The organism is Streptomyces sp. NPDC030809 (assembly GCF_055572195.1).
This window is the reverse complement of sequence record NZ_JBVIDV010000039.1, coordinates 43,107-54,195: the sequence shown is the minus strand read 5'-3', so window position 1 is coordinate 54,195 and position 11,089 is coordinate 43,107. Positions and strand designations below refer to the sequence as shown.

General features: G+C 72.5%; 11 protein-coding genes. 7 read left to right on the top strand and 4 right to left on the bottom strand.

What is annotated here, in order from left to right:
- Positions 1-330 precede the first annotated feature (330 nt).
- Both ACZ407_RS33790 and ACZ407_RS33785 read left to right on the top strand, forming a co-directional pair.
- On the top strand, positions 331-1,335 hold the full coding sequence (locus ACZ407_RS33790) for an ArsR/SmtB family transcription factor (RefSeq protein ID WP_468135141.1): 1,005 nt from the start codon (positions 331-333) through the stop codon (positions 1,333-1,335).
- Between the two features lie 105 nt (positions 1,336-1,440).
- On the top strand, positions 1,441-2,481 hold the full coding sequence (locus ACZ407_RS33785; protein WP_468135139.1) for a glycoside hydrolase family 6 protein: 1,041 nt from the start codon (positions 1,441-1,443) through the stop codon (positions 2,479-2,481).
- 129 nt (positions 2,482-2,610) lie between these two features.
- Here ACZ407_RS33785 and glxA read toward each other — a convergent pair whose 3' ends face one another.
- The 3 genes from glxA to ACZ407_RS33770 form a co-directional block, all read right to left on the bottom strand.
- Positions 2,611-4,626 (bottom strand): radical copper oxidase GlxA, encoded by a 2,016-nt coding sequence (gene glxA, locus ACZ407_RS33780; protein ID WP_468135137.1) that lies wholly within the window; start codon positions 4,624-4,626, stop codon positions 2,611-2,613.
- Positions 4,627-4,629: 3 nt separating this feature from the next.
- Entirely contained in the window at positions 4,630-6,387 is a 1,758-nt protein-coding gene (locus ACZ407_RS33775) for a glycosyltransferase family 2 protein (protein ID WP_468135135.1), read from the bottom strand.
- A gap of 176 nt (positions 6,388-6,563) precedes the next feature.
- Positions 6,564-6,911: a DUF3817 domain-containing protein gene (locus tag ACZ407_RS33770; protein ID WP_468135133.1), complete on the bottom strand. Its 348-nt coding sequence runs from the start codon at positions 6,909-6,911 to the stop codon at positions 6,564-6,566.
- Positions 6,912-7,059: 148 nt separating this feature from the next.
- On the opposite strand from ACZ407_RS33770, the gene ACZ407_RS33765 reads away from it, so the two are divergent.
- From ACZ407_RS33765 to ACZ407_RS33745, 5 genes are all read left to right on the top strand, one after another.
- Positions 7,060-7,698: an AIM24 family protein gene (locus ACZ407_RS33765; protein ID WP_468135131.1), complete on the top strand. Its 639-nt coding sequence runs from the start codon at positions 7,060-7,062 to the stop codon at positions 7,696-7,698.
- Positions 7,698-8,348: an AIM24 family protein gene (locus ACZ407_RS33760; RefSeq protein ID WP_468135129.1), complete on the top strand. Its 651-nt coding sequence runs from the start codon at positions 7,698-7,700 to the stop codon at positions 8,346-8,348. Before ACZ407_RS33765 ends, ACZ407_RS33760 begins: the two co-directional genes overlap by 1 nt.
- A 107-nt stretch (positions 8,349-8,455) precedes the next feature.
- A complete protein-coding gene (locus ACZ407_RS33755; RefSeq protein WP_468135147.1) occupies positions 8,456-9,223 on the top strand; it encodes an AIM24 family protein in 768 nt (255 codons plus the stop codon).
- 86 nt (positions 9,224-9,309) lie between these two features.
- Complete coding sequence (locus ACZ407_RS33750) at positions 9,310-9,786, top strand: MarR family winged helix-turn-helix transcriptional regulator (RefSeq protein ID WP_468135127.1); 477 nt, start codon at positions 9,310-9,312, stop codon at positions 9,784-9,786.
- A 73-nt stretch (positions 9,787-9,859) separates the two neighbouring features.
- Positions 9,860-9,934 (top strand): 50S ribosomal protein bL37, encoded by a 75-nt coding sequence (locus ACZ407_RS33745; RefSeq protein WP_372460710.1) that lies wholly within the window; start codon positions 9,860-9,862, stop codon positions 9,932-9,934.
- Positions 9,935-10,104: 170 nt separating this feature from the next.
- On the opposite strand, the gene meaB is transcribed toward ACZ407_RS33745, so the two are convergent.
- Positions 10,105-11,064 (bottom strand): methylmalonyl Co-A mutase-associated GTPase MeaB, encoded by a 960-nt coding sequence (gene meaB / locus ACZ407_RS33740; protein ID WP_468135125.1) that lies wholly within the window; start codon positions 11,062-11,064, stop codon positions 10,105-10,107.
- Between the last annotated feature and the right edge of the window lie 25 nt (positions 11,065-11,089).

Genomic DNA, 11,089 nt, shown 5'->3' with positions numbered 1-11,089 from the left:
CGGGTCTTCGCCACCCACCCCCGTGAACCGCAACCACCCCGGCGGCTCCGCCCCCGCACCCCGCGCCTCAAACGCCGGCGGGGCTTGATTTGGGGGCTCCGCCCCCGGGCCCCCGCGCCTCAAACGCCGGCGAGGCTGTTTTGCCCCCGCAGGGTCGGATTGGACCCGCAGCGGCGGATTGGACCCGCGGAGACGGATGGGCCCCGCAGGGGCGGATCGGACCTGCAGAGTCGGGTTGGACCCGCAGGGTCGGATTGGACGCGCAGGGGCGGATTGGACGCGCAAGGGTTGGGGCGGCATGTTGGGGAGGGGTGGTGGAGAGGGGGAAGGGTGTTTTATCTGCGGTTTGGGGAGGGGGATCTGCTCCGGTGCCGTTTCGCCGTCTCCCCCCGCTGGGAAACGCAGGAGGCCGTCCGCACCCTCCAGCGCCCGGCCCGCCAGGGCCACCACCTCCCCTGGCTGAAAAGCATCCGCGCATCCGCCACCGCCGAATCCCTCGACCTGCACCCCCTGTGGCTGCTGATGCCCCTCCGCGGCCACAGCCCCGACTTCCTCGGCCCGCCGCCCCTCGGCCCGGCCGCCCCGATCGGGCAGGAGCTGGAACGGATCCGGGCCGCCGCGGCCGACCCGGAGGCCGTGCGGGCGGACCTCGCCCGGTCGCTCGCCTGCACCCCCGGCGCGCTGCAGTCGGACACCGGCCGGGCCCTGCTCGACGACCCGGTGTCGGCCGTGGCCAGGCTGGCCGATCTGACGGAGCAGGCCTGGCACGTGCTGGTCGAGCCGTACTGGCCCCGGCTGCGGGCCCTGCTGGAGGCGGACGTGGTCTTCCACTCCCGGCGGCTGGCCGCCGAGGGCCTGGAGGGCCTGTTCGCCGGGCTCCACCCGGACCTGCACTGGGACGGGCCGGCCCGCACCCTGGTCCTGGACCGGCCCGCCCACCACGACCGGGAGCTCGGCGGCCAGGGACTGGTCCTGATGCCGAGCGCCTTCGTCTGGCCGGAGGTGGTCGGCGGCTTCGACCCGCCCTGGCAGCCGACCGTCGTGTATCCGGCCCGCGGGATCGGCGCCCTGTGGAGCGAGCCGCGCGAGCGGACCCCGCAGGCGCTGGCCCGGCTGCTGGGCCGGGCGCGGGCCGACGTGCTCTGCGCACTGGTGGAGCCGGCCTCGACCACCGCCCTCGCCGGACGCCTGGGCCTCGCCCCGTCCACGGTCTCGGCCCACCTCAAGGCCCTGGCCGGCGCCGGCCTCCTCCTCCCCCGCCGCCACGGCCACCAGGTCCTGTACGAGCGCACCCCCCTGGGCATCGCCCTGTCCGGGGACCCGGCCGCCCCCTGAAGGCCCCCCGGCGGGGGACGGGCGGTGTCGCGGGGCCCCGCCGGGGGTGATGCGTGTCACGATGAGCCGGTCCGCTACCCGCCCTGCCGCCCCGAAGGGTCCCGGATGTCCGGCCACCGACGCCACCGCCCCCTGGTCCTCGCCCTCGGCCTCGCCCTGCTGCTGCCGCAGGCCGCCGCCTGTTCCCGGGAGGAGGCGCCCGCCGGGCCCCGCCCGGCCGGCCGCACCCCCGCCGCAGCCGTCTCCCCCGGTGCGCCCGAGCCCCCCGAGTCCCCGTTCTGGGTGGACCCGGAGAGCGACGCGGCCCGCCAGGTGGCCCGCTGGGAGGCCCAGGGCCGCAACAGCGACGCCCAGGTGCTGCGGCGGATCTCGGAGCGGCCGATGGCGCTGTGGGGTGCGGGCGAGGACCCGGGGCCGGAGATCCGGCGGGCGGCGGCCGCGGCCCGGGCGGCCCGGCGCACCCTCGTGCTCACCGCGTACAACATCCCGTACCGGGACTGCGGGCAGCATTCGGCGGGCGGGGCCCCGGACGGCGAGGCCTACCGCCGGTGGATCGGCGCCTTCGCCGACGCCATCGGCGGCACCCCCGCGATCGTGGTGCTGGAGCCCGACGCGATCCCGCACATCATCGACGGCTGCACCCGGGCCGACCACCACGGCGAGCGCTACGCCCTGCTGGCGGAGGCGGTGGCCCGGCTGAAGCAGCAGCCGAGGACCCGGGTCTACCTGGACGCCGGCAATCCGGCGTGGATCCCGGACCCGGAGAAGCTGGTCGAGCCGCTCTTCAAGGCGGGGCTGGAGAAGGCGGACGGCTTCTCGCTGAACGTCTCCAACTTCCAGCCGGACGCGGCGGGCCGGGCGTACGGGGCGCGCATCTCGAAGGCCACCGGCGGCAAGCACTTCGTGATCGACACGAGCCGCAACGGGGACGGCCCGCTGCCGGGCGACCGCGCCGAGGCCTGGTGCAATCCGCCGGGGCGGGCGCTCGGGGCCCCGCCCACGGACCGCACGGGCGACCCGCTCGTCGACGCCTACCTGTGGATCAAGCGGCCGGGCGAGTCGGACGGGCAGTGCCGGGGCGGTCCGCAGGCGGGGACCTGGTGGCCCGACTACGCCCTGGGGCTGGCCCGCCGGGCCAAGGAGTGACGGCCCCGGGCGGCCCGGCCTACCGAGCGGCCCCGGGCGGCCCGGCCTACCGAGCGGCCCGGGGAGCCCGGCGTACCGGACCGCCCGGACCGCCCCGGCGCGCGGGTCCCGCGTACGCCGTCCGCCTGCTCAGAGCCCCGGCCGCAGCCGCCGCGGCCGGTCGTCGCTGCCCGGGGCCACCGGCTCCGCGGGCCTGACCTGGATCCACTTCGCCACCGAGGGCGTGCCGTCGGCGTCGGTCACGAACAGCATGTACCAGCCGGGCGGGACCAGGGTCGGGTCGCCGGGCACCTTCACGGTCACCGAGCCGGCGCTCTTGGTCAGTTCCAGCTCGATGGAGCGCTGCTCCACGTCGGTGGTGTGGGTGACGGCGCTGGGCCGCATCAGCCGGGCCCGTTCGATCCGCGCCGGGTCGGGGGTCTTGAAGGTGGCCCGGCCGTTCTGGTCCACCTCTTGCGGCCCGTCGCCCAGCCGGGGCCGGCGCTTCGGGTCCCGGTGCAGGTAGGGCGGGGTGTAGACCTCCAGGCGGGTGTCGAACTTGCCGAGCTTGGTGTTGTCCTTGTCGGCGAAGAGCGGGTCGGATCCGAAGGTGGCCACCCGCCCGTCGGGCAGCAGCAGGGCCTCGGAGTGGTAGTTGCGGCCCACCGTGGGGGCGGCCGCGGCCGTGAAGGCGTTCCTCCGCGGCCAGTAGAACTGGGCCTTGTGGATGTCGCTGGCCCCGCGGCCCCGGTAGTCGGAGGCGCCGCCGGTGGTGAACACCGAGTCGTCCGGCAGGATCACGGAGCTGAGGTAGCGGGTGCCCTGCGGCAGCCGCGGCCCGTCCTTGAAGGCGGGGGTGCCCTCCTTGAGGTCCACGATCGAGGTGCGGCCGGTGGCCTTGCGGGACTCGCCGACCCCGCCGCCGCCGAGCACCATGAGGCGCTGGTCCTGGGCGGGCGGCAGCAGCAGGGAGGAGGAGGTCTCCAGCTGGTCGGGGTCGGTGAGGCCGGGGAGCTTGCGGAAGGTGTTGGTCTTCAGGTCCCACAGGCCCGGTTCGCGGCCCTTCTCGGCGGGCCCGTAGCCGGCGTTGGAGCCGGTGTAGAGGAGCTTGCCGCCCTTGGTGAGGAAGAGGGCCGGGTAGGTGGGGAAGTACCGGAAGGGCCCCTTGGTCCACTTCTTGGTCTTCGGGTCGTAGATCTCGTTGTCCCCGGGGACCACGTCCCCGACGTCGTTGAGGCCGGAGACCGCGAGCACCCGGCCGTCCTGGAGGGTGACGAGGGTGGGGTACCAGCGGGCGTCCTTCATGGGGTCGACCGGGATGTACTTCTCCGCCTTGGGGTCGAACTCGTAGGCGGCCTTGATCCCCTGGAAGTCCTGCTTGTCCACGCTCAGCCGCTCGGCGAGCCCGTACACGTTGTCGGCGTCCTCGCCCTTGAGCCCGACCACCTCGTACTGCGCGGCCTGGGTGGTCAGGCCCTGCGGGCCCTCGGCCACGGCCTCCACGAAGACCCGGGCCTCGGACGCGGTCACCTTGGTCTTCCAGGGCAGCATGCGCCCGCTGCGGGCGTACGTGATCTCGAACTCGCGCTTGGCCTTGGGGACGGTGACGTCGAAGCGGGAGACGTACTCGACCCCGGAGGGCGAGCGGAAGACCGTGCCCTTCTTCAGCGTCACCGCCTTGTCGGGGCTCTCGTTCTTGACCCGCATGCCGCCGCCCGCGCGGGTGACCTTGCCGTCGAGCACCTCGTAGCGGGCGGTGCCGCCGGCCACCAGCAGCCGGCCGTCGGGCAGCTGGCTGTGGCCGGAGCAGAAGAAGTCCTCGGGGGTGGGGATCTTCTTGAAGGTGTCGGTGGCCGGGTCCCACAGGACGGTGTCGAAGGTGCCCTTGTCGAAGTTCTTCTGGTTGTTGCCGGACCCGGCGATGAGCAGCACCTTGCCGGTGTGCAGCAGGGCGGCGTGCATGGCGTTGACGCGGTACCCGGAGGGCATCCCGACCATCGACCAGGACCCGTACTGGATCTTGTAGCTGGCCTGTCCGGTCTTGTACGCCGTGTAGCGGTCCTCGGCGAAGGAGAGCGCGGCGGGGGCGTTGAGCCCGGCGAGGACGATCACCGCGCCGGCGCCGAGTGCGGTCTTCTTGAACTTCTTGGAAGGCCGGTAGGCCATGGCTCAGTTCCCTCCGGTCGTCGTGGCGAAGGCCGGCTCCGGCTCGTCTCCCGGCTCGCCGCCGAGCACCAGGGCCCGGGCGCGGGCCCGGCGGTCGCGGACGAGGGTCGCGGTCCACACCGCCACCGGCGCGAGCGAGATCAGGAGCGCGAGCACCGCCCAGATCCGCATCGCGGCGTGGGTGTGGCCGTAGCGGAGCGAGGCCGCCAGGGAGACCACGAGTACGGCGGCCCAGTAGAGGTGGATGCGGAAGGTGGTCATCCGGTCGGGGCTGGCGCCCTCCCCCTTGGGGGTGACGACGAACCGGCCGGGGGTCCGCAGCAGCGCGGCGCCCAGGGACTTCAGGTAGACGGGGGCGCAGATCGCGGACATCGCCATGCCGGCCAGGCCGCCCGAGCCCTCGGGCTCGTGGGGCGAGACGTTGTGCCGGCGGTTCCAGAGGTAGAGCCCGATCTGGAGGGCGGCGGCGTCGCTGTAGAGCATCAGCCAGACCGAGGAGGAGACCTGGGTGCCGGAGGCGCCGAACCACAGGAACAGGACGCAGCTGAGGATGCCGAGCAGCCAGTTCACCGCGGTCATCGGGTAGTAGACGAGCATCAGCGTGTAGTTGAGCCAGCGCCCGGGCGGCATCCGGAAGAAGCTCTTCCAGTACTGCTTGACGAGGGTCTCGTAGGTGCCGCGGGACCAGCGCAGCTGCTGGGTGAAGAAGTCGGTCCAGGAGGCCGGCCCCTCGCCGACGGCGAGCACGTCGGGGGTGTAGACCGAGCGCCAGAACCGGCCGGTGGCCCTGTTGCGCCGGCGGTGCAGCTCGAAGCCGGTGGCCATGTCCTCGGTGATGGAGTCGTACAGCCCGCCGACCGACTTCACGGCGCTGATGCGCACGGCGTTGTTGGTGCCGACGAACATGGGGGCGCCGTAGCGGTTGCCCGCGCGCTGGATCAGCGCGTGGAACAGGTACTGCTGGGACTCGGCGGCCCGGGTGACGTACTCGGTGTAGTTCCCGTAGACCTGCGGGCCGACCACGAAGGCCACGTCCGGGTCGCGGAAGTAGCCGAGCATGCGCTCCAGGAAGGCCGGCAGCGGCGCGTGGTCGGTGTCGACGGAGGCGAAGAACTCGTAGTCGTCCCCGTGCATGGCCAGCCAGGCGTTGTAGTTGCCGTGCTTGGTCTTCGCCCGGTGCGGGCCCTTGGCCCGGTTCCACTCGGGGACGCCTTTGCGGGTGAAGTGGCGCACGCCGAGCTCTTCGCACAGGAGGCGGGCCTCGGGGTCGTCGCCCTCGTCCAGCAGCCAGACGTCGAGGTGCCCTTCGTGCCGGACCCGGACGGCCGCCTCCAGGGTGGCCCGGACCATGGCCAGCGGCTCCTTGCCGGGCACGTACGTGGTGAGGAAGGCGACGCGGGTGCCCGGTTCGGGGGTGACGGGCACCGGGTCCCGGGCGACCAGGGTGGCGTGGGCGATGGAGAGCACGTTGACCACGGTGAAGAACATGATCAGCGCGATCGACCCGAGCATCACCCAGTCCAGGGCGACCAGCCACTGCTCGCCGCCCTCCCGCCGGGTCCAGTGCGTGGGCCAGACCAGGTAGAGGAGCAGCCCGGCCGCGGCGATCGGGGCCAGGGCCATCAGGAGGACCGCGCGTATTCGGTGCGGCCCCTGCGACAGCAGGGAGCGGTACTCCACCCGGTACCCGGCGGGATCCGGCTCCCGCAGCGGGCCGGCGAGTCGGCTGTGGGTCTCGTAGTCGTAGCCGTCCGGCTGCACGGCCCCTCCTGAGCTCGAACCCGAAAGTTGATACCCCTACAAAAATGGACGTACTGGGGCGTGTCGAACGGGATTCGGCCGAGCGGGGGAGTCTGACGCGAAGGCCCCGCGCACCGCCGTCCGGGTGTCCGGAAGGCGGTCTGCGCGGGGCCGGGGCGTACCGGGAGGGGCGGCGGTCAGGCCGCGGCGCCCTCCTTGCGGGCGCGGGCGGCGATCACACTGTCGGCCTCGTCGCGCTTGAGCAGCCTGTCGCCGTACAGCCCGCCGAAGGGCACCAGCGCGAGGAGGAAGAAGAGGGCCGCCTTCTTGAAGGGCCACTTCGCCTTGTTCCACACGTCGAGCAGGAAGAGCGCGTAGAGCACGAAGAGCACGCCGTGCAGGGCGCCGAGCGGCATCATCAGGTAGTCGATGTCCGAGATCCGGCTGAGCAGCGATCCGAAGATCAGCAGGGCCGGGAAGGACAGCGCCTCCGGTATGGAGACCAGGCGCAGTCGGTGCAGGGCGGAGGCGGTCTTGATGTCCACGGGGAACCTTCGGGCCGGGGGCTGGGGCCCCGCCATTCTCCCAGCCGGTTTGCCCGATCTTGACCGAGGGGTCCCGGTCCCGGTGCCGTGCGGGCCAATAGGCCGGGTGCCCCTGTTCGCGCGGGCCGGGGGCCGTTAACGTCTCCCCGTGGCTCAGTTCCGACTCCAAGGCAGCAAGGTGCTCGCCGTCGACCTCTCCGGCGATGCCGTCAAAGCGAAGAACGGCTCGATGGTCGCGTACGACGGCCAGATGGCCTTCAAGAAGATGACCGGCGGCGGTGAGGGCCTCCGCGGGATGGTGACCCGCCGGCTGACCGGCGAACAGATGACCGTCATGGAAGTGCAGGGGCACGGCACCTGCTACTTCGCCGACCGCGCGAGCGAGATCAACCTCGTCAACCTGCACGGGGAGAAGCTGTACGTAGAGTCCAGCAACCTCCTGTGCACCGACGCCGGCCTGCGCACCGGCACGACCTTCACCGGCCTGCGGGGCGGAGCGACCGGCAACGGCCTCTTCACCACGACCGTGGAGGGCACCGGGCAGGCCGCCATCATGTCCGACGGGCCGGCGGTGGTGCTGCGCGTCAGCGCCCAGTACCCGCTGTCCGTGGACCCGGGTGCGTACATCGCGCACACCGGCAACCTCCAGCAGCACTTCCAGTCCGGCGTGACCTTCCGCACCTTCATCGGCGAGGGCTCGGGCGAGGCCTTCCAGATCCGCTTCGAGGGCGAGGGGCTGGTGTACGTGCAGCCCAGCGAGCGCAACACGATCGGGGGCGACGTCTGATGCCGTTCCGCGAGATCAACTCGAAGATGATCGAGGCGCAGCTGGTACCGGGCCAGCGCGTCTACAGCCAGCGCGGCGCGATGCTCGCGTACCGCGGCGAGGTGTCCTTCACCCCGGACATCACGGGCGGCCAGGGCGGCGTCATGGGCATGATCGGCCGCCGGGTGGCCAACGAGCAGACCCCGCTGATGACCGTCGAGGGCCAGGGCACGGTGATGTTCGGGCACGGCGGCCACCACATCCAGGTGATCAACCTCCAGGGCGACACCCTCTACGTGGAGGCGGACCGGCTGCTGGCGTTCGACGGGACCCTCCAGCAGGGCACGATGTTCATGGGCTCGCAGGGCGGGGTCATGGGCATGGTCCGCGGCCAGGTGACCGGCCAGGGCCTGTTCACCACCACCCTCAAGGGCCACGGCGCGGTCGCCGTGATGGCCCACGGCGGGGTCATCGAGCTCCCCATCACCCCCAACCGGCCGGTCCACGTGGACCCGCAGGCGTACGTGGCCCACCACGGGGACGTACGGAACAAGCTCTCCACCGCGCTCGGCTGGCGGGACATGGTGGGGCGCGGCTCGGGCGAGGCGTTCCAGCTGGAGCTGTCCGGACACGGAGCCGTGTACGTCCAGGCCTCGGAGGAGAAGCTGTGAACTACGGACCCGCACCCTCCTACGGACCCGGCCCCGGCTACGGCCCCGGCCCGGGCGGCCCCGGCCCCGGCGGTCCGGGCTTCGGCGGCCCGGGCGGCCCGAACGTCCTGGACCCGTACTCGCTGCCCTCCGACGACAACGTCAACCCGTACACCTTCTGCGTGGAGCTCCAGGGCAGCCAGTGGTTCCTGCAGAAGGGGAAGATGATCGCCTACTACGGGCGCATCGAGTTCAACGGCATCGGCCACGGCCGCTTCGACCGGCTGCTGCGCACGAGCTTCCACTCCCCGCTGCACGCGAGCGACTGGGTGGTGGCGGAGGGCTCGGGCAAGATGCTGCTCGCCGACCGCGCCTTCGACGTCAACTCCTACGACCTGGACAAGGGCAACCTGACGATCCGGTCCGGCAACCTGCTCGCGTACCAGCCGAGCCTGGCGCTGAAGCAGTCGATCGTGCCGGGATTCCTGACCCTGATCGGAACCGGGAAGTTCGTGGCGGCGTCCAATGGTCCGGTGGTCTTCATGGAGCCGCCGCTGCGGGTGGACCCGCAGGCGCTGGTGGGATGGGCCGACTGCCCGTCCCCGTGCCACCACTACGACCACGGCTACATGCAGGGCGTGATGGGCGGCCTGCGCCAGCTCACGGGCATCGGGGGCACCTCGGGCGAGGAGCACCAGTTCGAGTTCGTGGGCGCGGGCACGGTCCTGCTCCAGTCGACCGAGCTGCTCATGGCCGAGCAGCCGGTGGGCGCGGTGCACGCCGAGCCCGGGGTGCCCGGACACGGCCAGGGTCCGCTGGGGCAGCTCGGCAACCAGCTGGGCGTGCCCCGGATGCCCGGGCAGCTGGGGGACCTGCAGCGCCGCTTCGGACTGTGACCGGTAGCCTGCCCTGGGTTACGGGACGCGGTCCGGGGATCGTTCATCTTTGTACGGAATTCAACATCTTAGGGTAGAGTCCTCATATGGAGACTGAGACGGCAACCCGTTGGCTGGACGACGCCGAGCAGTGCGCCTGGCGCACGTACCTGGACGTCAACAGACTGCTGACGTACCAGATGGAGAAGGATCTCCAGCCGTTCGGACTGACCAACAACGACTACGAGATCCTGGTCAACCTCTCGGAGTCCGAGGACCACCGGATGCGGATGAGCGACCTCGCGACCGCCACGCTGCAGTCGAAGAGCCGCCTGTCCCACCAGATCACCCGCATGGAGTCGGCCGGGCTCGTGGTCCGCGTGAACTGCGAGTCCGACCGGCGCGGGCTGTACGCGGTGCTGACCGAGCAGGGCATGGAGACCATGCGCAAGGTCGCCCCGCACCACGTGGCCTCGGTGCGCCGGCACTTCATCGACATGCTGAGCCCCGAGGCGCTCGCGGGCCTGCACGCCTCCCTCAAGCCGGTGGCGGAGCAGCTGCGCGACAGCCGCGGCAAGATCTGAGCCGGGCGGGACCGGGCGCGCGAACCTAGACTGGCGTACGCCCGTAATGTCCCGGATGAGGGAGATCTACGCCATGTCGAAGCGCGGCAACAAGCGGCGAGCCCGCAAGAAGAAGGGCGCCAACCACGGCAAGCGCCCCAACACGTAGCGGCTCCGCCGCACCCTGCCGAAGGGGCCGGACCCGTCCTCCGACGGGCCCGGCCCCTTCGCGTTCGCCACACGCCGTCCGCGTCGCCCCTTCGCGCAGTTCCCCGCGCCCCGGACGGGCGCCCCCGGGGGCCGGGGAACGGCGCGGAGCAGGGGGTGCAGGACGCGGGGTCAGGCGGCCGTGAGGTGGGACAGGAGTTCGTCCGCCGCCGCGTACGGGTCCAGACCCCCCGCAACCACCCGCTCGGCCAGCGCATCCAGATGCGCATCCCCCCGCAGGTCCCCGATCCGCGACCGCAGCGCGGTCACCGTGATCGTCTCGATCTCGTGCGCGGCCCGCGCCCTCCGCCGCGCGGCCAGCACCCCGTGCTCCTCCATCCACGCCCGGTGCTTCTCGAGCGCCTCGACCACCTCGTCGACCCCCTGCGCCCGCGCGGCGACCGTCTTGACGATCGGCGGCCGCCAGTCCGCGGGCCCGCGGGCCTCGCCCAGCCCCAGCATGTGGTTCAGCTCGCGGGCGGTCGCGTCCGCGCCGTCCCGGTCCGCCTTGTTCACCACGTACACGTCGCCGATCTCCAGGATGCCCGCCTTGGCGGCCTGGATGCCGTCCCCCATGCCCGGGGCGAGCAGCACCACGGACGTGTCGGCCTGCGAGGCGATCTCCACCTCGGACTGCCCGACACCGACCGTCTCGACCAGCACCACGTCGCAGCCGGCCGCGTCCAGCACGCGGATGGCCTGCGGGGCCGCCCAGGCCAGCCCGCCGAGGTGGCCGCGGGTGGCCATGGAGCGGATGTAGACGCCGGGGTCGGAGGAGTGCTCCGACATCCGCACCCGGTCGCCGAGCAGGGCCCCGCCCGAGAAGGGCGAGGAGGGGTCCACGGCGAGCACGCCCACCCGCTTGCCGGCCCGCCGGTAGGCGGTGACCAGCGCCGAGGTGGACGTGGACTTGCCGACGCCCGGGGACCCGGTCAGGCCCACCACGTACGCGTTGCCCGTGAGCGGCGCCAGCGCCGCCATGACCTCGCGCAGCTGCGGGGACGCCCCCTCCACCAGTGAGATCAGCCGGGCCACCGCCCTCGGCCGGCCCTCCCGGGCCTGTGCCACCAGCTGGGGGACGTCCACCGCCATGCCTGCCTGCCTCCTCGTCCGGGTG